At 59.9% G+C, this 25,956-nt stretch carries 25 protein-coding genes and 4 tRNA genes; 8 read left to right on the top strand and 21 right to left on the bottom strand.

The annotated features are described in order from the left end of the window. Positions 1-109: 109 nt before the first annotated feature. The 12 genes from EJA70_RS01745 to EJA70_RS01690 all read right to left on the bottom strand — a co-directional run bounded on the left by EJA70_RS01745 (position 110) and on the right by EJA70_RS01690 (position 11,632). Complete coding sequence (locus tag EJA70_RS01745; RefSeq protein WP_158829208.1) at positions 110-700, bottom strand: nucleotidyltransferase family protein; 591 nt, start codon at positions 698-700, stop codon at positions 110-112. Further along, complete coding sequence (locus EJA70_RS01740; RefSeq protein WP_158829206.1) at positions 697-1,677, bottom strand: XdhC family protein; 981 nt, start codon at positions 1,675-1,677, stop codon at positions 697-699. The genes EJA70_RS01745 and EJA70_RS01740 overlap by 4 nt, the downstream gene beginning before the upstream one ends. Beyond that, entirely contained in the window at positions 1,677-3,998 is a 2,322-nt protein-coding gene (locus tag EJA70_RS01735; RefSeq protein WP_158829204.1) for a xanthine dehydrogenase family protein molybdopterin-binding subunit, read from the bottom strand. The genes EJA70_RS01740 and EJA70_RS01735 overlap by 1 nt, the downstream gene beginning before the upstream one ends. Continuing rightward, positions 3,995-4,465, bottom strand: a complete 471-nt coding sequence (locus tag EJA70_RS01730) for a (2Fe-2S)-binding protein (protein ID WP_008086294.1) — start codon at positions 4,463-4,465, stop codon at positions 3,995-3,997. The genes EJA70_RS01735 and EJA70_RS01730 overlap by 4 nt, the downstream gene beginning before the upstream one ends. A gap of 312 nt (positions 4,466-4,777) precedes the next feature. Beyond that, a complete protein-coding gene (murB, locus tag EJA70_RS01725) occupies positions 4,778-5,797 on the bottom strand; it encodes a UDP-N-acetylmuramate dehydrogenase (protein ID WP_158829202.1) in 1,020 nt (339 codons plus the stop codon). After that, entirely contained in the window at positions 5,794-6,258 is a 465-nt protein-coding gene (locus EJA70_RS01720) for a low molecular weight protein-tyrosine-phosphatase (RefSeq protein WP_158829200.1), read from the bottom strand. Before EJA70_RS01720 ends, murB begins: the two co-directional genes overlap by 4 nt. Beyond that, positions 6,258-7,022: a 3-deoxy-manno-octulosonate cytidylyltransferase gene (kdsB, locus tag EJA70_RS01715; protein ID WP_158829198.1), complete on the bottom strand. Its 765-nt coding sequence runs from the start codon at positions 7,020-7,022 to the stop codon at positions 6,258-6,260. Before kdsB ends, EJA70_RS01720 begins: the two co-directional genes overlap by 1 nt. Continuing rightward, positions 7,019-7,204 (bottom strand): Trm112 family protein, encoded by a 186-nt coding sequence (locus EJA70_RS01710; protein WP_003174668.1) that lies wholly within the window; start codon positions 7,202-7,204, stop codon positions 7,019-7,021. The genes kdsB and EJA70_RS01710 overlap by 4 nt, the downstream gene beginning before the upstream one ends. Before the next feature lie 21 nt (positions 7,205-7,225). Further along, positions 7,226-8,236: a tetraacyldisaccharide 4'-kinase gene (gene lpxK / locus EJA70_RS01705; RefSeq protein WP_158829196.1), complete on the bottom strand. Its 1,011-nt coding sequence runs from the start codon at positions 8,234-8,236 to the stop codon at positions 7,226-7,228. After that, complete coding sequence (locus EJA70_RS01700; protein WP_158829194.1) at positions 8,236-8,664, bottom strand: biopolymer transporter ExbD; 429 nt, start codon at positions 8,662-8,664, stop codon at positions 8,236-8,238. The genes lpxK and EJA70_RS01700 overlap by 1 nt, the downstream gene beginning before the upstream one ends. Continuing rightward, positions 8,661-9,296, bottom strand: coding sequence for a MotA/TolQ/ExbB proton channel family protein (locus EJA70_RS01695; RefSeq protein WP_007908216.1), 636 nt, complete (start codon positions 9,294-9,296; stop codon positions 8,661-8,663). The genes EJA70_RS01700 and EJA70_RS01695 overlap by 4 nt, the downstream gene beginning before the upstream one ends. Before the next feature lie 101 nt (positions 9,297-9,397). Next, a complete protein-coding gene (locus tag EJA70_RS01690; protein WP_158829192.1) occupies positions 9,398-11,632 on the bottom strand; it encodes a DNA internalization-related competence protein ComEC/Rec2 in 2,235 nt (744 codons plus the stop codon). 136 nt (positions 11,633-11,768) lie between these two features. Here EJA70_RS01690 and EJA70_RS01685 point away from each other — a divergent pair, with 136 nt between their 5' ends. Further along, the gene (locus EJA70_RS01685; protein ID WP_008086309.1) at positions 11,769-12,287 is read left to right on the top strand and encodes a DUF2062 domain-containing protein; all 519 of its coding nucleotides are present in this window, start codon (positions 11,769-11,771) and stop codon (positions 12,285-12,287) included. A 152-nt stretch (positions 12,288-12,439) separates the two neighbouring features. Here EJA70_RS01685 and EJA70_RS01680 read toward each other — a convergent pair whose 3' ends face one another. The 4 genes from EJA70_RS01680 to EJA70_RS01665 all read right to left on the bottom strand — a co-directional run bounded on the left by EJA70_RS01680 (position 12,440) and on the right by EJA70_RS01665 (position 15,598). After that, positions 12,440-13,219, bottom strand: a complete 780-nt coding sequence (locus EJA70_RS01680) for an ABC transporter permease (RefSeq protein WP_008087860.1) — start codon at positions 13,217-13,219, stop codon at positions 12,440-12,442. After that, on the bottom strand, positions 13,216-14,148 hold the full coding sequence (locus EJA70_RS01675) for an ABC transporter ATP-binding protein (protein WP_158829190.1): 933 nt from the start codon (positions 14,146-14,148) through the stop codon (positions 13,216-13,218). Before EJA70_RS01675 ends, EJA70_RS01680 begins: the two co-directional genes overlap by 4 nt. Positions 14,149-14,271: 123 nt before the next feature. Continuing rightward, positions 14,272-14,895 (bottom strand): glutathione S-transferase family protein, encoded by a 624-nt coding sequence (locus EJA70_RS01670; RefSeq protein ID WP_158829188.1) that lies wholly within the window; start codon positions 14,893-14,895, stop codon positions 14,272-14,274. A 43-nt stretch (positions 14,896-14,938) separates the two neighbouring features. Beyond that, positions 14,939-15,598 (bottom strand): transglutaminase family protein, encoded by a 660-nt coding sequence (locus EJA70_RS01665; RefSeq protein ID WP_158829186.1) that lies wholly within the window; start codon positions 15,596-15,598, stop codon positions 14,939-14,941. A gap of 249 nt (positions 15,599-15,847) precedes the next feature. Between EJA70_RS01665 and EJA70_RS01660 the strand changes: the two genes are divergently transcribed. Together EJA70_RS01660 and EJA70_RS01655 are read left to right on the top strand one after the other, a co-directional pair. Beyond that, the gene (locus EJA70_RS01660; RefSeq protein WP_158829185.1) at positions 15,848-18,295 is read left to right on the top strand and encodes an acyl-CoA dehydrogenase; all 2,448 of its coding nucleotides are present in this window, start codon (positions 15,848-15,850) and stop codon (positions 18,293-18,295) included. A gap of 74 nt (positions 18,296-18,369) precedes the next feature. Next, a complete protein-coding gene (locus EJA70_RS01655; protein WP_008087850.1) occupies positions 18,370-18,777 on the top strand; it encodes a PA2817 family protein in 408 nt (135 codons plus the stop codon). Positions 18,778-18,871: 94 nt separating this feature from the next. Here the strand turns inward: EJA70_RS01655 and EJA70_RS01650 are convergent, their stop codons facing one another. Continuing rightward, on the bottom strand, positions 18,872-19,870 hold the full coding sequence (locus tag EJA70_RS01650; protein ID WP_158829183.1) for a LysR family transcriptional regulator: 999 nt from the start codon (positions 19,868-19,870) through the stop codon (positions 18,872-18,874). Between the two features lie 90 nt (positions 19,871-19,960). Between EJA70_RS01650 and EJA70_RS01645 the strand changes: the two genes are divergently transcribed. The 4 genes from EJA70_RS01645 to EJA70_RS01630 all read left to right on the top strand — a co-directional run bounded on the left by EJA70_RS01645 (position 19,961) and on the right by EJA70_RS01630 (position 24,013). Further along, positions 19,961-20,587 (top strand): alanyl-tRNA editing protein, encoded by a 627-nt coding sequence (locus tag EJA70_RS01645; RefSeq protein WP_158829181.1) that lies wholly within the window; start codon positions 19,961-19,963, stop codon positions 20,585-20,587. Positions 20,588-20,675: 88 nt separating this feature from the next. After that, complete coding sequence (locus EJA70_RS01640; RefSeq protein WP_158829179.1) at positions 20,676-21,446, top strand: 2OG-Fe(II) oxygenase; 771 nt, start codon at positions 20,676-20,678, stop codon at positions 21,444-21,446. 1 nt (position 21,447) lies between these two features. Then, positions 21,448-22,086 carry a LysE family translocator gene (locus tag EJA70_RS01635; protein WP_158829177.1) on the top strand — a complete coding sequence of 213 codons (639 nt, stop codon included), beginning with the start codon at positions 21,448-21,450 and terminating at the stop codon, positions 22,084-22,086. 187 nt (positions 22,087-22,273) lie between these two features. Beyond that, entirely contained in the window at positions 22,274-24,013 is a 1,740-nt protein-coding gene (locus tag EJA70_RS01630; protein ID WP_158829175.1) for a dipeptidase, read from the top strand. Positions 24,014-24,155: 142 nt separating this feature from the next. Here EJA70_RS01630 and EJA70_RS01625 read toward each other — a convergent pair. The 4 genes from EJA70_RS01625 to EJA70_RS01610 all read right to left on the bottom strand — a co-directional run bounded on the left by EJA70_RS01625 (position 24,156) and on the right by EJA70_RS01610 (position 24,567). Continuing rightward, a tRNA-Gly gene (locus tag EJA70_RS01625) sits at positions 24,156-24,231 on the bottom strand. A 2-nt stretch (positions 24,232-24,233) separates the two neighbouring features. After that, positions 24,234-24,309 (bottom strand) — tRNA-Glu (locus EJA70_RS01620). A 104-nt stretch (positions 24,310-24,413) separates the two neighbouring features. Next, positions 24,414-24,489: transfer RNA gene (locus tag EJA70_RS01615), tRNA-Gly, on the bottom strand. A 2-nt stretch (positions 24,490-24,491) separates the two neighbouring features. Then, a tRNA-Glu gene (locus EJA70_RS01610) sits at positions 24,492-24,567 on the bottom strand. Positions 24,568-24,949: 382 nt separating this feature from the next. Between EJA70_RS01610 and EJA70_RS01605 the strand changes: the two genes are divergently transcribed. After that, positions 24,950-25,708: a hypothetical protein gene (locus EJA70_RS01605; RefSeq protein WP_045123332.1), complete on the top strand. Its 759-nt coding sequence runs from the start codon at positions 24,950-24,952 to the stop codon at positions 25,706-25,708. The last annotated feature ends 248 nt before the right edge of the window (positions 25,709-25,956 follow it).

The following is a 25,956-nucleotide window of genomic DNA, read 5'->3' as shown; positions in this document are numbered from 1 at the left end:
AAAAGCCCCGCCCGGTGAAAGCCTGGCGGGGCTTTTTTTATGCCATTTAAAAGATCAAGAGATCGTCCGAACGCGGCCCGAGCCTTCGGACGATCTTTTGATCTTGCTGTTATTTAAAAACCAAAGCCTCAGGCACATCGATATCCCACAATACTCCAGGATCATCCACCGCCACTTCAACCACCCTGCCCTGTTTGAACAATGGCCGAGCCCCGCGATCTCCGCTCAATGCCAACAACCCCGGACCAAACGCGCGACCAAACCCCACTGGATGCCCAAACTCGCCATCCTGCACCGGCACGCTCACCGCATCATCAGCTATGGCTGCGACCACCCGTTCAATACTCGACGGCAAGATAAACGGCATATCCCCCAGCACAATCAGCCACCCATCGACGTCAGGGCAAGCCGCAACACCCGCCGCAATGCTGTCGCCCATCCCGGTGGACTCGATCGCCACAACCTCACAACCATAAGCCTGCGCCATACGCATCGCTTGTGGTCGCGCTTCAGTGGCCACCAGTACGCGCTTGTCGAGACTCGCCGGCAGATTCACCAGCACCTGCTCGATCACCGAACGCAACGCGCCATCGCGACCGGTGCAATCGGCCAGCAACTTGTCTTTGTCAGCACCCGCCACCTGGCGAAAGCGACTACCCTCGCCCGCCGCCAGCACAATCACTGCGATGGATCGACTCATGCGTCCTCCAGGGATTTCTTCTGTTTCAACTCGACACCGTTCTTGATCGCGACGATCTCTGCCAACAGCGACAACGCAATCTCCGCCGGCGAATGACTGCCGATGTGCAAACCGATGGGGCCATGCAGTCGATCAATCGCCTGTACCGACAAGCCTAGCTGAGCCAGATTATCCCGGCGCTTCTGACTGTTGACCCGTGAGCCCAGCGCACCAACGTAGAAGGCTGGCGAATCCAGCGCCGTGAGCAGCGCCATGTCATCCAGACGCGGATCGTGAGTCAGCGCCACAATCGCTGTGCGCTCATCCGTTTGAATACTCAACACCGCCTCGTCCGGCATGCCCGCCACAAAGCGACCGTGATGCTCTTCCCAGCCATAAACGAATTCAGTGCGTGGATCGCAGATCAGCACTTCGAAATCCAGCAGCCGTGCCATGTCCGCCACATAGCGCGACAATTGCCCGGCACCGATCAACAACAATCGCCAGCGCGGGCCATAGATCGCGCGTAAGGTCTTGCCGTCGAATTCGAGCGAATCGGTTTTGCTCGCCGCTGTCAAAACCACTTCACCAGTGTCGATGTTCAGCTCACGGGCAACGATCTCGTGCGCTTCGCAACGCGCCAGCAACTCGGCAACCCACTGGGGATCGCCGACCCGTTCTTCGGTCAAGCGCAACGTGCCGCCACACGGCAAACCAAACCGCGCGGCTTCTTCACGGGTGACGCCGTAGGTAATCAGTTGCACGGGCGGGCCATCGCTGGCGATACGCCCGTCGTGCAGACGCGCGATCAAATCATCCTCGACGCAACCGCCCGACACTGAACCGATCACCACGCCATCCTCGCGCAAAGCGAGCATGGCACCGGGTGCCCGAGGCGCCGTGCCCCAGGTCTGCACGACACTGAACAGCACCACCCGCTGCCCGGTGCGGCGCCATTCAAGCACGCTGCGCAGGACATTAAGGTCGACGCTGTCCATTACGCCTCAGCCTTCTGCCAGCCCTGCAACTGATAACGCACCGGCAGGTTGCGAATACGCTTGCCGGTGACAGCAAAGATCGCGTTGCACAGCGCCGGCGCAATCGGCGGCACACCAGGCTCACCAACCCCACCCAGCGGCACGTCGCCCGGCGGCGTCACCAGATGCACCGCGACTTCTTTCGGCGCCAGCGACATGCGCGCCACTTCATACATATGGAAGTTGTCCTGCTGGACCTTGCCGTCCTTGAAGCTGATTTCACCCAGCACCGCGTTACCCAGGCCCATCACGCATGCCCCCTCGAACTGCGAGCGAATGCGCTCAGGGTTGATCTGCGGCCCGCAGTCGACGGCAATATCCGCCTTGTGCACGATCAGCGTGCCGTCGTCTTTAACTTCGACCTCGATTACTGCCGCCACGTAAGTGACGAAGCTGTAATGCACCGCCAACCCGAGACCACGCCCCTTGGGCAGTTTGCGCCCCCAACCGGCGGCTTTGGCAGCGGTTTCCAGCACGGTGCGCATGCGCCCGGTATCGATCGGATAACGCTCGGGAGATTCGCCGTAGTTCCACTCTTCGCTCAGCGTGCGCGGGTCAATCTGGCGATCAGGGCCGAGCAGTTTGATCTGGTACTTGAGCGGATCCTCACCGGCCTTGTGCGCCAGTTCATCGACGAAACTCTGGATCGCAAAACCATGGGGAATGTTCGACACCGAGCGATACCAGCCGACCCGCGTGTGCACGGTCGCTTCGGGGTTTTCCAGGCGCACATTGGGAATGGCGTAGGCCATGTTGGTGAAGCCCATGCCCAGCTCGAACGCCGCTTCATGGTTCATGCCCGGCGCGAACAGCGCGGTGATGCTCGGCGCCACGGTGCGATGCAACCAGCCGGACGGCATGCCGTCCTTGCCAACGCCAGCCTTGAGGTATTCGGCGGACACGGTGTGGAAATACGAGTTATGGATGTCATCTTCGCGCGTCCACTGCACCCGCACCGCTTTGCCGGGAAACTCCTTGGCGAGGATCGCCGCTTCAACGACGAAGTCCGGTTTTGACTTGCGACCGAAACCACCACCAAGCAGCGTGACATTAAAGGTGACGTTGTCGAACGGCAGGCCAAGACGCTCGGCAATCCGCTCGCGAGTGACTTGTGGCGCCTGACTCGGCGCCCAAGCCTCGCAAACACCGTCCGTGTAACGGGCGATGGCAACCATCGGTTCCATCGGTGCCTGCGCCAGATGCGGCAGGTAATACGAAGCTTCGAGGATACTGCCAGCGCCGCTCAAGGCCTTGTCGATATCGCCGGTATTGCGCACGACTTTGCCGGGCTTCAGCGACGCGGCTTCCAGTTCCTTGCGATAGGCGATGGAGTCGTAACTGGCATTCGGGCCGTCATCCCATTCGATCTTCAGCGCTTCGCGCCCCTTGATTGCAGCCCAGGTGTTGCTGGCCACTACGGCCACGCCACCCAGCGGCTGAAATTCCGAAGGCAGAGGACGGCCTTCAATCTGAATCACTTTCAGCACGCCGGGGACTTTCAGTGCGGCGCTGTCATCCAGCGATTTGACCTTGCCGCCATATACGGCCGGACGGGCAATGGTCGCGTACAACATGCCGTCGAAATGCACGTCGGCACCGTACACGGCGCGGCCGTTGACGATGTCGTCGCCATCGATGGCTTTGGTGCCTTCCTTGCCGATGTAGCGAAATTCCGATGGTTGCTTGAGGCGCAGGCTGTCACGCGCAGGCACCGTCAACGCACTCGCGGCAGCGGCGAGTTCGCCATAACCCAGCTCACGCCCGGATGGCTGGTGAATGACTTTGTGCAGTTGCGCGTGGCATTCGCCGACCGGCACTTTCCACTGCGCGGCCGCCGCTTGTTCGAGCATCGTCCGGGCCGCAGCGCCGCAACGCCGCATCGGTTCGTACCAGTGCCGCATGCTGCGCGAGCCGTCGGTGTCCTGATTGCCGAAACGCACTTCATCGCCCGGCGCCTGCTGCACTTTGACCTTGGCCCAATCGGCGTCCAGCTCATCGGCAACGACCATGGTCAGACTGGTGCGCACGCCCTGGCCCATCTCCGAACGGTTGCAGACCACGGTGACGGTGCCGTCAGCGGCAATGCTCACATAAACCTTGGGATCATCGATCCAGCCATTGGGCATGCCATCGGCGCCAAATTTCTTTTCTTTCTCATCGGCCAACGCGTCCTGCCAACCCCAGCTCGCTGCCAGCACCAGCGCGCCTGTCGCGCCAACGCCTTTGAGGAAACCCCGACGGCTGAGGTTGCTCAGGGCGAAATCGTTCGGAAGGCGGCTCATGCCTTGGCCTCCTTCAAGTGAGTGGAGGCCTGACGGATCGCGGTTTTGATCCGGTTATAAGTGCCGCAGCGACAGATGTTGCCGACCATGGCTTCTTCGATCTGCTCGTCACTCGGGTTCGGATTGGTTTTGAGCAATGCGGTGGCCGACATGATTTGCCCGCCCTGACAGAAACCGCACTGCGCGACCGCCGTGTCGAGCCAGGCTTGCTGCACGACTTGCCCGACGGGGTCGGCATGCAGGTTGTCGATGGTGGTGACGTTCTGCCCGATCACCGAGCCGATCGGCGTGATGCAACTGCGCGCCGGCAGACCGTCGATGTGAATGGTGCAGGCGCCACACAGGCCCATGCCGCAGCCGAATTTGGTGCCGTTGTAACCGGCCACGTCACGGATTGCCCAGAGCAGCGGCATGTCTTCCGTGACATCGAGGGGATGGTCTTGACCGTTGAGTTTCAGGGTAATCATGGGCACGCCCGCATATTGTTGGTGGTTATGGGGTCGAGCAATCTGCCGCCGTTGCCTCGGCGGTGGTTCACGCAGATCGACTCAGGCTAATGAGGCTCTCTTGTGCCGACGCGAACGTCTGCACCGGGCCTTTGGTGGAGCAAATGACGGTTATCGTTAGCTCGCTAAGTTAACCCAGCATTAACGAAAAAGCCCTGCTGAGACAGGGCTTTTCAGTGGCGAGCTTTTAGCTACAAGCTGCAAGTAAAAGCAGTAGCTGGCTCACGCTCAAGATTGTAGCTTGCCGCTAGAAGCTTGAAGCTCGCAGCTGCTTCAATACCGATTGGGCTCCATTTCCAGGTCGACATTGAAACGTTCGGCAATGTCTTTCTGGATACGTTGCGCCAGATCGAACAATTGCAGACCGGTCGCCGCGCCGTAATTGACCAGCACCAGCGCCTGCAATTTATGCACGCCGGCATCGGCTTCGCGGAAACCTTTCCAGCCGGCGCGCTCGATCAACCAACCAGCGGCCAACTTCATCTGGCCGTCCGGCTGCGCGTAAGCCACCACATCCGGGTGCTGCGCTTTGATCTGCGCGACGATGGCCGCCGACACCAGCGGGTTTTTGAAGAAGCTGCCGGCATTGCCGAGCACCGCCGGATCCGGCAGCTTTTCACTGCGGATGCTGCAGATGGCGCGGCTGACATCGGTCGGCGTCGGATGCTCAATGCCCTGCTCGGTCAGGCGCTGACGCACCGGGCCATATTCCAGATGCAATTGCGCGACGCGATTGAGCGTGAAGCGCACCCGCAGGATCAGCCAACGCCCCGGCTGCTGCTTGAACAGGCTGTCGCGGTAGGCGAAGTTGCATTCTTCCAGGGTGAAATCGCGCAGCTCGCCGGTCTGACGATCCAGCGCGGTGAGCCCGGCGAACACATCCTTGATCTCGACGCCGTAAGCGCCAATGTTCTGCATCGGCGCAGCGCCGACGGTGCCCGGAATCAGGCTGAGGTTCTCCAGCCCGGAGAAACCCTGCGCCAACGTGTGCTGCACGAACGGGTGCCACGGCTCGCCCGCTTCCGCCTCGATCACCACGCGACTGCCGTCATCGCTGATCACACGAATGCCACGGGTGGCCATGCGCAGCACCAGCGCCGGAATGTCTGCGGTCAGCAGCAAATTGCTGCCACCACCGATCACCAGCAACGGCATGTCGTGGGCAGTGGCATAAGCCAGCGCTTCGCGAACGTCGGCATCGTTGTGGGCTTCGGCGAACAATTGCGCGCGAACATCCACACCAAAACTGTTGAACGGTTTCAGGGAAACCTGCGATTGCACCTGCAAACTCATAAGCGGCCCTTCACTTCGATCAACAATTGGTCACAGGCCGCTTCAATCAGATCCAGCACCTGTTCGAACCCTTGATCGCCGTCGTAATACGGGTCCGGCACTTCATCGACCAGCCCGGCATAACGGCGCAGGAACAGATCCAGTTCGGCTTTACCGGTGGACGGCTGCAGGGCCTTGAGGTTGCGCAGGTTGCTGTTGTCCATAGCCAGAATCAGATCGTAACTGGCGAAGTCGGCACGGCTGACCTGTTGCGCGCGTTGCGCCGACAGGTCATAACCGCGCACTTTGGCGGCGGCCTGACTGCGTTTGTCTGGCGGATTGCCGACGTGCCAGTCACCGGTGCCGGCGGAGGCTACTTCGACCTGTTCCGCCAACCCTGCTTCACGCAATTTGTGGCGCAATACGCCTTCGGCCGTGGGCGAACGGCAAATGTTGCCCAGGCACACAAACAGAACGCGCATCAGGCCCCCAGCAGGCGACGAACGCGCTCTAGGTCTTCAACGGTGTCGACGCCGGTTGGCGGCGCGATCAACGCGTCGGCAACATGAATACGCACGCCGTGCCACAGGGCACGCAGCTGTTCGAGCGACTCAGTGTTTTCCAGCCAGCACGGGCCCCAATTCACGAAGTCCTGAAGGAATCCGGCGCGGTAGGCATAAATGCCGATGTGACGACGGTACGGCACGCCTTCAGGCAATTGCTCGCGGCTCTTGGCGAAGGCATCGCGTGCCCACGGTAACGTGGCGCGACTGAAGGTCAGCGCCAGACCGTTGAGGTCGCTGACGACCTTGACCACGTTCGGATTGAACAAGGTTTCCACGTCTTCGATCGGCTCGGCCAACGTCGCCATGCGCGCTTCGGTGTGGGAGGCCAGATTGGCGGCGACTTGATCGATCACGCTTGGCGGGATCAGCGGCTCGTCACCCTGGACGTTGACCACGATCGCGTCAGGTTCCAGACCCAGTTTTGCCGCGACTTCGGCCAGACGATCAGTGCCGGAGTTGTGATCTTCACGAGTCAGCACGACCTCGGCGCCAAAAGCCTTGCAGGCTTCGACAATGCGCGCATCGTCAGTGGCGACCACCACGCGGGTCGCGCTGCTTTTGCTCGCCTGTTCCCAGACATGCTGGATCATCGGCTTGCCGGCGATGTCCAGCAACGGCTTGCCCGGCAGGCGGGTCGAGGCGTAACGCGACGGGATGACAACGGTGAAGGCGGTGGTCATTTATCCAGACGCTCGTCGGTGGTCAGGGTGCGCGCTTCGCTTTCGAGCATCACCGGGATGCCGTCGCGGATCGGGTATGCCAGGCCGGCGCCCTTGCTGATCAGCTCGGTCTTGTCGGCGCTGAGCTTGAGCGGGCCTTTGCAGATCGGGCACGCGAGGATGTCGAGCAATTTGGTGTCCATGAACATTCCCTGGATAAAGAGTTAAGGCAAAAGACGATCGGGCAACAGGCGCATCAGCTGTGTGTCGAACCAGGCCACGAAGGCCGGCGACGGCACGGCATCGACCGCCAGATACCACCAGTCGGCAGCAGCGAAGGCACGGCACTTCACCGCGTCCTTTTCGGTCATCACCAGCGGCAATGACGGTGTGAAATTCAACGCCTGCACGCTGTATTCGGCGTGGTCGGCAAACGCATGCGGGACTGCTCGCCAGTCTAGCGCTTCGAGGGTGTTGAAGAAACGTTGCGGATTGCCGATCCCGGCGACCGCGTGCACGGCCTGGCCTGCTGGAAAATGATCGAGCTGTTTACGCTCGCCGCTGCGCAGATTGACCAGCGCGGTCGGTTGCAGATGGAAAGCGAAACCGTCGTCGCGATCAGCCGTGGCGCCGTTGAACAATACGCCGTCGACACTTTGCAGACGCTCGATCGGCTCGCGCAACGGCCCCGCCGGCAGGCAACGTTTATTACCGAGTCCACGGGCAGCGTCGATCAACACCAGCTCCAGATCCCGCGCCAGACGGTAATGCTGCATGCCGTCATCGGAGAGGATCAGATCGAGTGGTTCACTGGCGAGCAAGGCTTTGACGGCGGCGCTGCGATCGGGGTCGATCATCAATGGCACGCCGGTGCGCTGGACGATCAGCAGCGGTTCGTCGCCAGCAACGTCGGCGGCCTGATCGGCCTCGACCCGCCATGGCAACTGCGGCGGCTTGGCGCCGTAACCTCGGCTGACTACGCCAACACGCAGACCGCTGCGCCGACAGTGTTCGATCAGCCAGAGAATCATCGGCGTCTTGCCGGTACCACCCACGGTGATGTTGCCAACCACGATCAACGGCACTGGCGGCTGGTAGATCTGGCCTATACCGTCGAGAAAACGCTGACGTTTGTTGACCACCACGCGGCGGTACAACATTTCCAGCGGCCGCAGCAGCGTCAGGGCCGGGTGACCCTGATACCACGCGGCGAGCAAGCGATCGGCCAGGCTCATCAGGATTTCGGCGCCGCCTCAACCGTGGTCATGCGCAGATGGCTGAAACCGAGCTTGCCGGCCGCGTCCATGGCGGTGATCACTGATTGATGCTGAGTCTTGCCGTCGGCACTGATCGACAACGGCATATTGGTGTCGCCGTTGGATTCTTTCTGCATGGCTTCCATCAACGTCGCCAGATCATTTTTCGGCAAAATCTTGTTGTTCACCGAAAACACACCTTCAGCGCTGATGGCCACGTCGATCTGCCTGAGTTGCTGATCTTCGGCCGGCGAGCCACTGACCGCTTCCGGCAGATCGACGCGCAACTGGGTTTCACGGGTAAACGTGGTGGTCACGACGAAAAACAGCAGCAGGATGAACACCACGTCGATCAACGACGCGAGGTTGATGTCGATCGTTTCCCGAGGCTTGCGACGGAATTTCACGCGCGGCCCTCGGCCAGGTCGACGTCACGGTCGCCCTGCACCACTTCAACCAGTTTGATCGCTTCCTGCTCCATGCCCACCACCAGTTCATCGATGCGGCGTTGCAGGAAACGGTGGAAGAACACCGCCGGAATACCGACCATCAGGCCTGCCGCCGTGGTGATCAGCGCCTTGGAGATACCGCCGGCCAATACCGAAGCGTTGGTGGTCATGCCGGAACCGGTGAAGGCGCTGAAAATATCGATCATGCCCAGCACCGTACCCAACAGGCCGAGCAACGGCGACATCGCAGCGATGGTGCCCAGCGCATTGACGTAGCGTTCGAGCTCGTGAATGACGCGGGCGGCGGCCTCTTCAATGCACTCTTTCATGATCTCGCGACCATGCTTGGAGTTGGCCAGACCGGCGGCGAGGATTTCCCCCAGCGGCGAGTTGGCACGCAGTTCCTTGAGTTTTTCTTTGTTGAGCTGCTTGTCCTTGATCCACACCCAGACCTGGCCCAGCAGATGCTCGGGGGTGACGCGACTGGCGCGCAGGGTCCACAGGCGCTCGGCGACAATCGCCATGGCCGCGATGGAACTCAGAATGATCGGCAACATCATCCAGCCGCCGGATTTGACCAATTCCCACACAGTGACAGTCCCCTCGAAAAAGTGCGCCACTTTACCATACCGATCCGCGATTAAGACCCGCCCCTCCGACGACCGTGATGTGCCATCCATGCTGGCACCGATCAACGGGCGAGCGCAGGCGGATCGCGCCAGAAACGCCGCTGTTGACGCATCGTCCACGGTGGCGTGAAGCGGCCCAGCTGCAGATGAATAGCGCCCTGCTCGGCACTGTCATAGATGCGCAGGCCTTGTTTGCGATAGCGCGCCAGTACGGTCGGATGCGGATGGCCGAAGGAATTGCCGTGACCTCGGGAGATCAACACGGCTTCAGGCTTGAGTGCCTTGAGCAGGGCCATGGATGACGAACTGCGGCTGCCATGGTGCGGGGCCTGCAACCATTGCGTGGGCACGGCCAATGGACTGTCGAGCAGAACGCGTTCGGCGTGAGTGTCGATATCGCCCGTCAGCAATAGACGTTCGCCACTGGCCTCGATCTGCAACACGCAGGAGCGCTGGTTGCTGTCATGGGCGTCCGACCATACCCAAAGCTGAAAACGCACGCCATCCCACTCCCATTGCTCACCACTTTCGCAGGCTTGAGCGCCAAGCTCGGCCGGCAGTCCCGGCGGATCGCCACTGAGTACCCTGCCGACCTTCAGGCCTCCGGCGACGGCCAGCGCACCGCCGGCATGATCGGCATCGGCGTGGCTGAGCAGCATCAGATCGAGGTTCTCCACGCTGAGTTTGCGCAACGCCGGCAGCACCACGCGCTCGCCCAGATCGAAATCGCCGAAACGCGGGCCGGCGTCATACAGCAGCGCGTGGTGACGGGTTCTGATCAGGATCGCCAGCCCCTGACCGACATCCAGTTGCCAGACGTCAGCCAGACCTTCGTCCAACCGTTCACGCGGCGGCACCACCAGCATCAGCAGCAACGGCCAGCCCAGCGGCCGCATCGGCACGCCGCGCGGCAACAGCAACAACACGGCACCCAGACTGCCGAACGCCCACACCCATGTGGATATCGACGGTGCTGTCCACGCAGGCCAGATCCCGGCAATCACCGCCAGCGCGCGAAACAGCCCATCGATCAATCCACCGGCCAGCCACAGCAAGCCTTCGCCGACATAGGGCAGCGGCAACAACAACGTGCCGAGCAAGGCCGGCGGCAGCACCACCAGGCTGACCCACGGCACCGCCAGCAGATTGGCCAGCGGCCCGCTTAGGCTGATTGGCAGGTTCAGCGCCAGCAGCACCGGGCATAAGCCAATGGCAATCAACCACTGCGCTCGCGTCCAGGTTTGCCACCAGCGCCACGCGCCCAGCCGACCGCTGAAGGTGAAAACAAGCACCGCCACAGCAGCGAAAGACAACCAGAAACCCGGGCGCAAGCTGGCCAGCGGGTCCAGCAACAACACGCCGTTGAACGCCAGCAGCAGCGGCCACCACGCCCCCAGATGGCGAAAGCGCAGGCGCCACAGCAGCACCAGCCCGACCATCACGCAAGCGCGCTGCACCGGCACATCAAAACCGGCGAGCAAGCCGTAACCGACGGCAGCGGCGAAAGCCAGGCCACAGGCCCACGGCAGCCACGGCCAACGCAGCGGCCACAACCCGTAACGAGCGAGTCCTGCAACCAGCAGGTACATCACCGCCGCGAGCAATCCGATGTGCTGGCCGGAAATCACCAGCAAATGCACGGTGCCGGTGTCCTGCAGGACCTGCCAATCCTCGCGACTGAGCCCGGAACCGTCACCGAGCACCAGCGCCGCCAACGCGCCTTCGCGACCTTGCGCATCGACTTCAAGCAAACGCTGACGAAGGCTGTCGCGCCACGCCCATCGCGCCGTGCTCAGACGCTCACCGTCCTTGATCGTGCCCGTCGCGCCGATGCGCTGCGCCAACAGCCACGCTTCGTAATCGAAGGCCTCAGGATTGAGCAGGCCGGCGGGACGTTTGAGCTTGACCGCCAGACGCCAGCGCTCGCCGCTGTTGACCGGCGGCCCGGCATACCAAGCCAGACGCATCAGCGGCGGCAACGTTGCGTGACGCGAACGCGCATCGGCCAATTCAAAACGCACGACGCCATCACTGTGTTGCGGCAGGCCGACGACTCGTCCCTCCAGCCAACGCGTCTCGCCGTCGAGATGGCTCGCCAGTTGATCATCCAGCGCCCAGTGCGCGCCGACACCGGCCCAAGTGAAACCGAACAGCAAAAACGCCAATGGATAGCTGCGAAACGGCAGCAACATCAGCCCCACCGCCGGCAATACCACCAGTAACCCGACCGGCGGTAAACCCGGCAAAAAAACCACCACCAGCAGACCGACTGCCAGCGCCATCATCCCTGTGCGCATAAGCCCGTCCTTGAGAGTCGCACCTCTAGGCATAGCGGCTGTTCGGCATGGCCGTCGTCAACAATTGTCACAAAGTCTGAATGGGCGCCCCCTAGAATCCAGACATACTTGCCGCCTTAACCGACCGAGAAGCCTTATGCCCCGGCGCTTATTCAAACGTTACATGCCCGACCCGACGAGCATCAGGGAACACAAATCCTTACGCTTTCTCGGCAAGTTGCTGCATGACCCCAACCTCTGGCACCTCAATCGCCACTCGGTCGCGCGGGCGATGGCCGTCGGTTTGTTCGCCGCTTTCCTGCCCATTCCAGCACAGATGCTGGTGGCGGCCGCGCTGGCCATCACTGTGCGCGGGAACATGCCGATTGCCGTCAGCCTGGTGTGGCTGACCAACCCGATCACCATGCCGGCGGTGTTTTTTTGCACCTATCAGGCCGGGGCGTGGTTGATGGATGTGCCGGCGCGGCATCTGCCGGATGAGCTGACCTGGGAGTGGATCAGCGGGGAGCTGTCAACGCTGTGGCAGCCGTTTCTGCTGGGTTCGGTGGTGTGCGGGCTGGTACTGGGTGCCCTCGCCTACTTCGTGGTGATGATGTATTGGCGCTGGTGGGTGGCGCGACAGTGGGCACGGCGCAAGAAAAGCCGCCAGCCTTGAACGCAAAACGGCCTCCGCAATGGGAGGCCGTTTTGTTTTGTGCTGTCGGACACGATCTGTAGGAGCTGCGGCACGCTGCGATCTTTTGATCTTTTAAAAACAACATCAAAAGATCGCAGCGTGCCGCAGCTCCTACAGGGATTGTGTGTGGATCAGGTACGCATCCCGCGCCCGCTCACCAGCAACCGCGCACAGCCGAGATACAGCACCACCGTCGCCACCAGCATGAAAGTGATCGCAATACCGATTTTGATATCCGACACACCAAGAATGCCGTAACGGAACGCATTGACCATGTGCAGCACCGGGTTCGCCAGCGACACGGTCTGCCAGAACGGCGGCAGCAAGGTGATCGAGTAGAACACCCCACCCAGATACGTCAGCGGCGTCAGTACGAACGTCGGGATGATCGAAATGTCATCGAAGTTGCGCGCAAACACGGCGTTGATGAAGCCCAGCAGCGAGAAAATCGTCGCCGTCAGTACTACCACCAGAATGGTCACGCCGAGGTGATGCACCTGCAAATGGGTGAAGAACAGCGACAGAATCGTCACGATCACGCCCACCATCAAACCGCGCAATACACCGCCAATGGTGAAGCCGATCAGAATCGTATGCGGCGATACCGGTGAGACCATCAATTCTTCGATGGAACGCTGGAACTTGCTGCCAAAGAAACTCGAGACCACGTTGCCGTAAGAGTTGGTGATCACCGACATCATGATCAGGCCCGGCACGATGTACTCCATGTAGGTGAAGCCACCCATGTCGCCGATCTGCCGGCCGATCAGGTTCCCGAAGATCACAAAATACAGAACCATAGTGATTGCTGGCGGCAGCAGGGTCTGTGGCCAGATCCGCGTGAAGCGTTTGACCTCGCGGTAAACGATGGTCTGCAGGGCGACGAGGTTGGGACGGAATTCGGAACTCATACCGCCACCTTCGACAGATTTTTCTCCACCAGGGACACGAACAGCTCCTCAAGGCGATTGGTTTTGTTGCGCAGGCTCAGCACTTCAATGTTTTGCTGCGCCAATTGGGTGAACAACGCCGTGATGCCCATGGATTTGTCGACCTGGACTTCCAGGGTATGGCTGTCGATCAACCGCGCGGGGTAGCCGAGCAATTGCGGCGCGACGCTCAAGTCGTTTTTCAGGTCGAGCAAGAAGGTTTCGACGTGCAACTGGCCCAGCAACTGTTTCATGCTGGTGTTCTCGACGATGGTACCGTGGTCGATGATGCCGATGTTGCGGCACAGCTGCTCAGCCTCTTCCAGATAGTGCGTGGTGAGGATGATGGTGATGCCTTTCTGGTTCAGCTCGGTGAGGAACGTCCACATCGAGCGGCGCAACTCGATGTCGACACCTGCGGTCGGTTCATCGAGGATCAGCAGACGCGGTTCGTGCACCAGCGCGCGGGCAATCATCAAACGGCGCTTCATGCCGCCGGACAGCGAACGCGACGGCACATCGCGCTTGTCCCACAGGCCCAGTTGCGTCAGGTACTGCTCGGCGCGTTCCTTGGCGACTTTCGCCGGAATGCCGTAGTAACCGGCCTGAGTGACGACGATGTCGAAGGTCTTCTCAAACTGGTTGAAGTTGAATTCCTGCGGCACCACGCCGATCGAGCGCTTGAGCTGCGCAGGATTTTTGTCGAGGTCGTGACCGAAGATATTCACCGTGCCGCTGGTCTTGTTGACCAGGGTCGAGAGAATGCCGATGGTTGTGGATTTGCCGGCACCGTTAGGGCCGAGCAAGGCGAAAAAGTCACCTTCGGCGACGTCCAGATCGATACCACTCAAGGCCTGGAACCCGTTGCCGTAGGTTTTGGTTAGCTGCCGGATGGACAGAGCGGAACTCATATCTGATTTACGCACCATTGAAGGGAAAAAGGAGACGGCGGCGAAGGATCGAACCGCAGCGCAAGTGCGCAATGGTGCTTGCCGCCGCCGTACAAGTACAGTCAAGTGTGTCGATAGTAGGTATTAAGTCAACGCGGTCATGACTGCTTTCTGGTAGGCCGGACGCTGCTTCAGGCGCTCGTACCAGGCCTGCAGATGCGCTTGCGGGGCGCGTTCGATGGGCATCTCGAACCAGGCATAAATGAAACTGCCGAGCGGGATATCGCCCATGCCGATGTCTTGGCCGGAGAGATACGGTTGGCTGGCCAACGCCTCGTCGGCCATGCTCAGCAACTCGGTGCACTCCTTGATTGCGGCGTTGATCGCTGGCCAGTCCTGCTTGTCCGCCGGGGTGCGCAAGACGCCCCAGAACACCGTGCGGAACGGCCCGGCAAAACTCGAGGTCGTCCAGTCCATCCACTTGTCTGCGAGGGCGCGGGCTTGCGGATCCGCTGAATACCAAGCGCTATCAGGCGCATGTTTAGCCAGCAGATAACGCACGATGGCGTTGGATTCCCACAGCACGAAACCGTCGTCTTCGATCACCGGCACGCGACCGTTCGGGTTCATCGCCCGGTACTGCGGTGTGTCGACCACACCGAACGCGCCGCCGGCATCAATCGCCTCGTAGGCCAGGCCGAGTTCCTCGGCGGCCCACAATGGCTTCCTGACATTCGATGAGTTTTTCCGTCCCCAGATCTTCAGCATGACCGCCTCTTTGCAAATGCGTGGGCGGCCAGCATACGCCGGATCAGACGCGGCTTACATCGTTGTGCATGTCGCCCAACAGTTGTGGCTGCTGTTCGCCGAACAGGTGCGGATAGCATTTTTCCAGGTGTTCGAAGAAGAAGGTTTCCGGCACATCGGCGAACTGACCGTGATCGACCAGGTACTCCATCAATTGCGCGCCATCACGGTTGAACGGATGGAAAACGCTGTCATTGATGCCGTCGAATTCCAGCGGCGCGACGTTGAACAGTTCGCAGAGTTTCTGGTTGAACGCCGGCGTTGCCTTGACCCAACGATCGTTGAGGAAAAATTCGGTGTAACCGTGCATGGCGAACATGTCGCTTTTCAGCAATTCGAGCAGACGCGGCGTCGATAAATGATTCTTCACGTCGGCCAGACCGATCCGCGCCGGGATCCCGCAATGCCGCGCGCAACCGGCGAGCAGCGTGGCTTTGGGCACGCAATAACTCTCCCCCGCCGCCAATGCATAGCTGCCGCGCAGGGTTTGTGGATCCCGGCTGAAGGTGTAAGGGTTGTAGCGCACCGCTTCGCGCACGGCGTAATAAAGATTGATCGCCTGCTCGACCGGGTCGCGGCTGGCACCCCGATGTCGTTCAGCGAACTCCACCACCGCCGGGTGGTCACTATCGATGAAGCGGCCGGGACTCCGATACTCGAGCATGACGACAATCTCCTGAATGAATCTGGAGTCTAGCGACAGCTCAAGCACAGAGATAACGACGTTTCGGCCAAACATGGACGCAAAGACGCGGGATCACCGAACGATTTCCCACACGTGTTGCCCACCGAACCTACGAAAACGATCCGGGGTTTCCCACGATTTCAATCACCTTGGTCTGACCACCCGGTTTTGCAGATGCGGTCTAAGCTCTGGAGGGTCGATTTGCCTTGGTTCACGGAGGACTGAAATATGCTGTTGTTGTGGATACTGGTTTTGGTTGTCGGCGTGGCGTATCTCGCCCACCGGCGTATCGCCCCGTTGCCCGCGTTGGGCATCGTTGCCGTCTACTTATTGGCAATGGGCATTTTCAGTCACGCACCGGGCTGGTTGCTGCTGGTGTTCTGGGTGCTGCTGGCGGTGGTCGCCGCGCCGTTGCTGCTGCCTGACCTGCGCCGCAAACATTTCACCGCGCCGCTGTTCAACTGGTTCCAGAAAACCCTGCCGCCGATGTCGCAGACCGAGCGCGACGCGATCGATGCCGGCACCGTGTGGTGGGATGGCGAACTGTTCAGCGGCCGTCCGGACTGGGACAAACTGCTGGCCTATCCCAAGGTGCAACTGACCGAAGAAGAACAAGCCTTCATCGATGGCCCAACCGAAGAACTCTGCGCGATGGTCACCGACTGGCAGATCGGCCAGTCGATGGATCTGCCGCCCGAGGCCTGGACGCACATCAAGGAACACGGCTTTTTCGCCCTGATCATTCCAAAAGAATTTGGCGGCAAAGGCTTCTCGGCCTACGCCCACTCGCAAGTGGCGATGAAACTCGCCACCCGCAGCGGCGACCTCGCCTCCACCGTGATGGTGCCCAACTCCCTCGGCCCGGCCGAACTGTTGCTGCATTACGGCACCGACGAACAACGCAATCACTACCTGCCCCGTCTGGCCCGTGGTGACGACATTCCATGCTTTGCCCTCACCGGCCCGCTCGCCGGTTCTGATGCCGGGGCGATGCCCGACACCGGGATCATCTGCAAAGGTCAGTGGGAAGGTCAGGAAGTCATTGGCCTGCGCCTGAACTGGGAAAAACGCTACATCACTCTCGGGCCGGTGGCGACACTGCTCGGCCTCGCGTTCAAAGCCTATGACCCGGAGCATCTGCTTGGCGACAAGGAAGACCTCGGCATCAGCCTCGCGCTGATCCCGACCGACACCGATGGCGTCGAAATCGGCCGTCGTCACCTGCCACTGGGTGCTGCGTTCATGAACGGCCCGAACTCCGGCAAAGACGTGTTCATCCCGTTGGACTTCCTTATCGGCGGTCAGGAGATGCTCGGCAAAGGCTGGATGATGCTGATGAACTGTCTGTCGGTCGGCCGTTCGATCTCGCTGCCAGCAGTGGGTACCGGCGCCGCCAAGTTCACCAGTCTGGTCACCGGTCAGTACGCGCAAATCCGAGAACAATTCAATGTGCCGCTGTCAGCGTTCGAAGGTATTCAGGAAGCGATGGCGCGCATCGGCGGCAACGCGTGGATGATGGACGCCGCGCGCATGCTCACGGCCAACGCGGTGGATCTGGGCGAAAAACCGTCAGTGCTGTCGGCGATTCTCAAGTACCACCTCACCGAACGCGGTCGCGAATGCATCAGCCACGCCATGGATGTCCACGGTGGCAAGGCGATCATCATGGGCCCGAACAATTACCTGGGGCGCAGTTGGAACGGTGCGCCGATCTTCATCACCGTGGAAGGCGCGAACATCCTGTCGCGCAACCTGATGATCTTCGGTCAGGGCGCGATTCGCTGCCATCCGTTCGTGCTCAAGGAAATGGCCCTCGCCGGTCGCGAGGACAAGGATCAGGCGCTGAAAGAGTTCGACGGCCTGCTGCTCAAGCACATCGGTTTTGTCGTGAGCAACGCCGCCAGCACACTGGTGCTGAACCTTGGTTTCGGCCACTTCGAACATGCGCCGGGCGACAAGATCAGTCAGGGCTATTTCCGCGCGCTTAACCGTCAGGCTGCAGCCTTTGCGATGCTCGCCGACTTCAGCATGATGCTGCTCGGTGGCGAGCTGAAACGTCGCGAACGTCTCTCGGCACGACTGGGCGATGTGTTGAGCAACCTGTATCTGGCCTCGGCGGCGCTCAAGCGTTATCACGATCTGGATTCGCCGGCGTACATGGAGCCGCTGTTCCGCTGGGCCATGGAAGAAAGCCTCGGCCAGGCGGAACGCGCCATGGACGAGTTGCTGCGTAACTTCCCGAACAAGGTCTTCGGTTGCCTGCTGCGCGTGATCGTCTTCCCGTTCGGTCGTCGTCATAAAGGCCCGTCGGACAAACTCGGTGCCGAAGTGGCTGGCGTAATTGGTCGCGCGAAAGGCGATCCGGCGCTGGAAGAACTGCTTGCCGGTTGCTATCGCCCACAATCGCCGGACGATGCGGTCGGTGCTCTGCAACACGCCAGCGACCTGCTGACAGCTGCGCAACCGCTGCACAAAAAACTGCATGCGTCGCTGAAAAGCGGTCAGGTCAAGCCGGTCGCCGGCGAACACGCGATCGATGCGGCACTGGAGGCTGGCGTGTTGCAAGCAGTGGAAGCGCATAGCTTGCGCGATGCCGAAGCGGCGCGCCGCAAGGTGATTGATGTCGATGATTTCGACAAAGAAGAGCTGAAACAGGCAGAGGGCAAAGTCCGCTGATCCTGAGACCCATGTCCAAGCGGGCGCAGGAGCTTTATACTCCCGCGCCCGTTTTGCTCTTGAGGACTTATCTCGTGTCCAACGTCGTTGCCGATCATCTTGTGTTGCTCGACCACCTGCGCAGTATCCTGGTCGCCGTAGGTGAGGCCGAACAGGTTCCCGAAGAAAGCCATGCCTTGTTTCTGGAGCGCTTCGACGAACTGCTCGCATCGCTGCCGATCGATCCGATCGAAAGCCAATACCTGGGCCAGGACATCCTGACTCAAGTGATTACCCGTTATCCGCAAATCGCTCACCTGATCCCGCGGGATCTGCTGTGGTTCTTCGCCGGTGACTGCCTGCATTACCTGTCCGATGAAGAAATCGACATGTATCAGGCGCTGGAAGAACGTCGTTACGAAGCTGAACAGAACGACGAACCGTTCGACTGGAATCAGGAAAAGCAGTTGCTGGCGATGTCCGCTCAGGACAGCAAGCACTGATTTAACATCAAAAGATCGCAGCCTGCGGCAGCTCCTACAGGAAGGCGCATTCCTCTGTAGGAGCTGCCGCAGGCTGCGATCTTTTGCTTTTGCGCTACAACAACCCTTCACTTTCCGGCAGCTCATACGCCATCGCCGCGTTATTCACACTGCCCACCTTTCCCGGCTTGCTCAACGTCGGCTCCCTCTCCAGACACTCCACCAGATAGTCGATGAACACGCGCAACTTCGGCGGCAAATACCGCGTGGGCGAATGCAACAGCCAGAGCCCACCGTGGTAGGAAGCCAGGAACGTCCAGTCCGGCAACACCTGCACAATCAACTTCTGCTCCAACGCATAACGCGCGGTGAAGTACGGCAGGCTGCCAATGCCGATGTGCTGCAACACCGCGCCCAACCGCACACCCGTATGGTTGGCGGCATATCGACCACGTACTCCGACCGTTACCGACTTACTGCCCTTCTTGAATTTCCAGCGCGCATCGCTCGGGGTTTCGCCCAGGTAAATGCAGCTGTGATTGAGCAAGTCATGCGGGTGCGTCGGTGTGCCGTGTTCGGCCAGGTATTGCGGGGTGGCGCACAGCATATGGTCGATGGTCAGCAATTGCCGACCGACCAACCCGGCCGGTGGCCGGTCGGTGATGCGAATGGCCAGATCAACATGATCGTCGATCAGATCAACCTGACGGTCCTCCAGCAGCAATTCGACATCGACCTTGGGATAGCGCCGCAAAAACTCCGGCATGTGCGGATGAATCACAAAGCGCCCGACCGCTTTCGGCACGCTGACCCGCACCAGCCCTTCGGCTTCATGCGTGAACTGGCCGCTGATTTCCATCACTGACTTGGCCGCGCTGACCATCTCCTGACAGCGCTTGAACACTTCTTCGCCGCCGTCACTCAAGCGCAGCTTGCGTGTGGTGCGCTGCAACAAGCGGGTGGCCAGAGCTTTTTCCAGGCGGGAAATACTGCGACTGACTGCGGACGGTGACGACCCCAGTTGGCGGGCTGCTTCAGAGAAGCTGCCGGTCTCCACGACCTTGACGAAAATCGCCATTTCGCCGAGCAGCGGTAGCGGCAGATTTATGCTCACAGCGCACAAGTCCTTTGATGTTTGAACGGATTATCACGTTATTACACGATTCATATAATAAAAACAGAAACTTTAATAAGGGCATGGAATATGACGCTTCGCCTCTTTTTCCATAGCGATGACCTCAAGGCTAATGTGGAAGTGCTCGATTGCACGCCCCATGAGCAAGAATTCGCCGTGGTGCTGCGCGCCACGCTGTTTCATCCGCAGGGTGGTGGCCAGCCTTGCGATACCGGCTGGATCGGAGAAGCCCAGGTTCTGCGTGTAGTGCAGGAGCCGGAGCGGATCATTCATTTCGTCGACCGCCCTGTCCCGCTCGGCATGACCGCTATCCGGGTTGACCAGCCGCGGCGCGAGTTCAACACGCGCATGCATTCTGCCGGGCACCTGATCGGCCATTTTGTCCAGGCCATGGGCTGGATGCCGATCAAGGCGCATCACTGGCCAGACGAAGGCCGGGTGCAATTCAAACCGAGCGACAGTGCACAGGAGGTCGACGCGCAGACCCTCCAGTCCGGGATCGGGCAGTGGATCGACGACGATCTGCCGCGCCTGACCTCGCTGCGTGAAGGCGCACGGGAAATCGGTTTTGGTGAACTGCCGGCCTATGGCTGCGGCGGCACCCACGTTCGTAGCCTGAAGGAGTTGGGCACAGTCACGATCGCGTCCCTGTCGCAGAAGAAGGGCACGCTGTCCGTCCACTATCACGTGGATTGAGCATTTCGGGCGCTGCCCTGCGCAGCGTCCGACGCCGGGGAACCGCACTCGCAGGTTCCGTTGACTATCGATAGATGGACCTAAAAAAATGATGCTAGACGTCGAGCGTCTCGATGAGACGTGCATAAAAAAACTGGCCAACGAAGAAGTCCTCGCCATCCGCGTCAAAGGCTTTTTGCCCACGCCGCTGGCCATCGAAATTGGCGACAAGATTCTCGCTCCAGGCTTTGAGGGCTACATCAACGCACCGAGTATCGGCCGCATCGGCATGGCGTTTTACGAAGCAGAAAACCAGCCGTTGTTGATCGAGGATTACTTCGAACGCGCCACCGGCAATATCGCTGAATTGCGCAAGCGCTGTGCGCCCTACTCTTCGCCGGTCGATACCTTGCGCTGCATGCTCGACGAATCCTGGCCGGCCGGCGCGCATCTGGAAAACCTCTACGGCCGCAAAATGTATGTCGGCCTGTCGCGCGTGGTGAAGCCCGGGGTGTGCTTTCTCGCCCACCACGACATTTTTGCCAAGGACGCGCCGGACAGCTTTCAGGCACGCAGTCTCGAAGCGCAATTTGCCTGCAACGTCTACCTGAACATGCCGACCGAGGGCGGCGCGTTGCAGATGTGGGACGACGACATCAGCCCGGACCAATTCGACGAAATGCGTGGTGACAGTTACGGCATTGACCCGGCGCTGCTCGGTCCGCCGGCGCTTGAAGTACGACCGCAACCCGGCGATTTCATCATGTTCAATTCGCGCTGCATGCACTCGGTGACCCCGGGCGTGGCAGATCCGCGCTTGAGCCTTTCTTTCTTTGTCGGCTATCGCGGCAATGCTTCACCCCTGACTTTCTGGAGCTGAGATGTATTCGAATTACCTGGGCGAGTTTCTGGCGCTGGCCACCATTCACTTTCTCGCCGTGGTCGCTCCCGGCCCGGACTTCGCCGTGACCATCCGCCAAAGCGTACGCTTCGGACGGCTGGTGGGGATTTGCACGGCACTGGGCATCGGTGCCGGGATTTCCGTGCACGTCCTGTACACCTTGCTCGGCGTCGGCGCGTTGATGCACACCTCCCCGTGGTTGTTGACCGTGGCCAAGGTAGTCGGCGGCGCTTACATTTTGTATCTGGGTGTCAGCCTGATCCGCAGCAAACCGAAAACCACCCTTGAAGGCGAAAAAGCCGCCGATGAACCGTTGGTGGAACAATCGTTGTTCAAGGCGTTCAGCACCGGTTTCCTGACCAACGCCACCAACCCCAAGGCAACGCTGTTCTTTCTGGCGATTTTCACCACGATCATCAGTGCCAGCACGCCCCTGCAAATACAGGCCTTTTATGGCTTGTGGATGTGTTTTGTGAATGCGTTGTGGTTCGTGATCGTCGCGCTGTTTTTCTCCAGCAACAAGGTGCGCGTGCTGTTCATGCGCATGGGGCACTGGTTCGAACGCAGCATGGGCGTGATCCTGATTCTGTTCGCCGGACGCTTGATGCTGTCGATGTAAGCGACAAAAAAGTCCCGGCAATCGCTTGCCGGGACTTTTTCATTTCTGCGCCTCTTTTGCGTTTCTGTGCGACAGATCAAGTTTCAGGACTCCCTGGGTAATCGCCCACAGTGTTAGTTTGCAAAATGTTTCTGACGCAACCGACAGAAATACCTCTCATCAATTGCCCGCAAGGAAAGCCTCCGTAATGGATTTCTCCCTCAAGCAACTGGCCGCCGCGACCCTGATGCTGGCCAGCCTCGCGTCATTCACCAGCGCCGCTCAAGCCAACATCACGCCACAGCAAAGCGCGGTCATCCTGAAATCCTTCGACGACAAAAGCGTCACGGATTTCCGCGAGTTTCTGGGCAGTCTGGCCAAAAGCGACATCGCCAAAAGCGAAAATCTCGGCCCGGCCATCAGCGCCTTCCTCGACAACAAGACCCTGACCGCTGAACAACTGAATGAAGTTCACCGTCTGCTGGGTATCTACACCCGCGTGAAATACGGCAAAGCTGCGCTGGAAACCCTGCGTGAGCTGGTCGAGATCCCGACCTTTCAGAAGGAAGGTGTGGCCCAGCACGACAATCCTGAGTTCATCAAGATTGCCGCGAAGATCCAGAGCCTGGCCGAATCGTTCAATCTGAAATTCCGCAACGTTGACAACCGCGTTTACGAAATTTCCCTCGACGGCGCAGGCGATGAAGTTGTCGGCATTCACGCCCACGCCGACGTTGTGCCGGTGACGCCGGAAAACTGGGTGCTCAAGGACGGTACCAAGCTTGACCCGTTCAAAGTCACCCTGATTGGCGATCGCATGTACGGTCGTGGCACCGAAGATGACAAGAACGGCATCGTTGTCGCGTTGTACGCGATGAAAGTGATCAAGGAAGAAAAGCTGCCACTGGCACGCAACTTCAAGCTGCTGGTCGACACCACCGAAGAGACCACTGGCGACGCCATCCCTTACTACTTCGAAAACAACCCGACGCCGGCCTACAACATGGCGCTGGACGGTGGTTACCCGGTGGTGATTGCCGAAAAAGGCTACGGCACCGTGATGGCCAAATTTGCCAAACGCACAGCCGAAGGCAAAGGCGCGGAAATCACCTCGATGACCGGCGGCCTGGCGACCAACCAGATTCCCTCGGCGTCCGTCGTCACATTGCTGACCGACAAACCTGCCGAACTGGCCGCCAGCCTGCAAAAGGCCGGCAACGAGTTCGCCAAGCACAATGGCGGCAACTTCGAAGTGACGGCCAAGGTCGACGGTAAAGACGTCAAGCTGACGGTGACCGGCGTTTCTGCGCACTCCTCCGAACCGGAGTCCGGCGTGAACCCGGTGGCGCGCATGCTGGTGTTCATCAATAGCCTGAACGGTAAAGTCGCCCTCAAGCACAACCAGTTCACCGATGCCGCCCGCTACGCCGCCGACAACTGGGGCCTGGATTACTTGGGCAACACTTTGAAGGTGGGCTTCTCCGACAGTTTCATGGGTCCGTTGACCACCTCTCTGACGTATGTCGGTGAGGATGACAAAGCCTTCAAACTGGCGGTCAACCTGCGCGTGCCGAAGGGCAAGTCGCCAGAAAAACTCAAGGCTGAAATCGCTGAGAAACTCAGTGCCTGGACGAAGAAAACTCACGTCGCCGTGGCCTTCGATTACTCGGTTGCCGAACCGATGTACCGTAATCCGGAAGGTGAATGGGTCAAGGCGTTGCTGGCCGTGTCTACAGAAAACCTCGGCATGAAGCACGAGTTCGGTACCTCTGCCGGTGCCACGTCGGTGCATGAACTGCCTAACGGCGTGCAATTTGGCCTGGCACGCCCTGAGGTGAAATACACCGGGCACACCGATGGCGAGTTCAAGACCGTTGACCAGTTCTTGCTGGACCTGCAAATCGTCACCGAAATGATGGGCCGCATCGGGCAACTGCCGAAGCTGTGATCGTTCGTTCGAACCCGGTCAGCGCATGGCCGGGTTCTGGCATACGCAAAAAAAGGACCGTGAAGGTCCTTTTTTGTGGGCAACGACAAATAGCGCACAAACAAAAACGCCGATCATCACTGATCGGCGTTTTTGTTGAATATGGAGCGGGAAACGAGACTCGAACTCGCGACCCCGACCTTGGCAAGGTCGTGCTCTACCAACTGAGCTATTCCCGCAATGGCGTCCCCTAGGGGACTCGAACCCCTGTTACCGCCGTGAAAGGGCGGTGTCCTAGGCCACTAGACGAAGGGGACACGCTACCCGGAACACATGGTGTGTGTTTCGGTGTCCAGATCCGCGTCCGAAGATTTGGTTCTGGTTTCACTCAGCACCGCCCGAAAGCACTGCTGTTTAAAAATGGAGCGGGAAACGAGACTCGAACTCGCGACCCCGACCTTGGCAAGGTCGTGCTCTACCAACTGAGCTATTCCCGCATTGGCGTCCCCTAGGGGACTCGAACCCCTGTTACCGCCGTGAAAGGGCGGTGTCCTAGGCCACTAGACGAAGGGGACACACTACAACTTCACTCCCTACCGCGTTTCGCTGTGCGCTTTACGCTGTAAGTGGCGCGCATTCTATGGATGGATTGAGAGGTCGTCAACCCCCCGATATAAATTTATTTAAATCAATGACTTCGCCCTGCTTTGCGAGGCCGATCGGGCTTTTCCGTCGCCCGACGTTTGACGCCTATATTCCGCCACCCGCCAAGACGTTATAGTCAGCGCACAGTGATGGCAATCTGCACATCAAGCGCCAGCATTCATATAAGCAGCACGCGGCCGATACAGATTGAACCTGCCGATCCAACTCGTCGAGCGGCGCTAGGCGCCTAAATGCCCAGCCACTACACTCGCATGCGAACCCTATAAAGAGGTCTTACCGGTGACACCACTCATGATCACCCTGCTAGTCATAGCCGGGATCGCAATTCTGATCGCCATTGGCTACATGAACCATGTGGTGGAAAACAACAAACTGGAGAAGGCCCGCACCAAAGTCGAACTCAACGACCGCCTGCGCCGCTGCGGCGAACTGACCGAGACCTTCCCCGGCCAGTTCATGACCCCCGGCCTCAAACTGCTGTTGACCCGTCTGGAACTCAACGTCTGCCAGCGCCTGTTGAACCTGGAAAAAACCAGCGCCACCACCAAAGCTCGTATCACCGAACTGAGCGCACTGGTCGCCCAGGGCGAATCGATCCCGGTCAACAACCCGCCGGCGCCGATCCTGACCGAAGCCAAAGCCAAAGACGTGCGCTTCCTCCTCGAAGCCTTGCACGGCCAGATCACCCGCGCTGCCCACGACGGCTTCCTGCCGCCAAACGAAGCCAAACAGTGGATTCGTGAAGTCCGCCACATCCTGGTACTGCTGCACATCGAGTTCTTCAACAACCTCGGCCAACAGTCCCTGCAACAAAACCAGCCCGGCCAGGCCCGCCTCGCCTTCGAACGCGGCGTGCAATACCTGCGCAAACAGCAGGACCCGCAGATATACGCCGAACAACTGCAATACCTGGAAAAACTGCTGGCCCGCGCCAACGCCCAGGTCATGGACAAAATTGCCCCGGTCGAAGGCGAAGAGAACCAGCTGACCGCCGGCCTCAAAGACGTCGAGGCGGACGCAGACTGGAAGAAGAAAGTCATCTACGACTGATCGCAGGGGATGAAAGAGAAGCCACCGAGGGGTGGCTTTTTTTGTGGGTGGTCGAGGGAGATTTGGGGGGGAATGTCAGGCCGCTATTGCTGGCAAGCCAGCTCCCACAGGGATTGGGTACTGTTTTAGAAATGGTCAGGCCGCCTTCGCGAGCAAGCTTTGCTTCTGCAAAAGAAGATCAAGAGATCGCAGCCTTCGGCAGCTCCTGCGTGAAACTTGTGCACACTCAATCGTGGAGGGCTGCCGAG

This window comes from Pseudomonas sp. PB103, from assembly GCF_009764635.1.
Taxonomy (GTDB): Bacteria; Pseudomonadota; Gammaproteobacteria; order Pseudomonadales; family Pseudomonadaceae; genus Aquipseudomonas.
The sequence above is the reverse complement of the archived record's forward strand: the minus strand, read 5'-3'. Positions and strand labels throughout refer to the sequence as shown.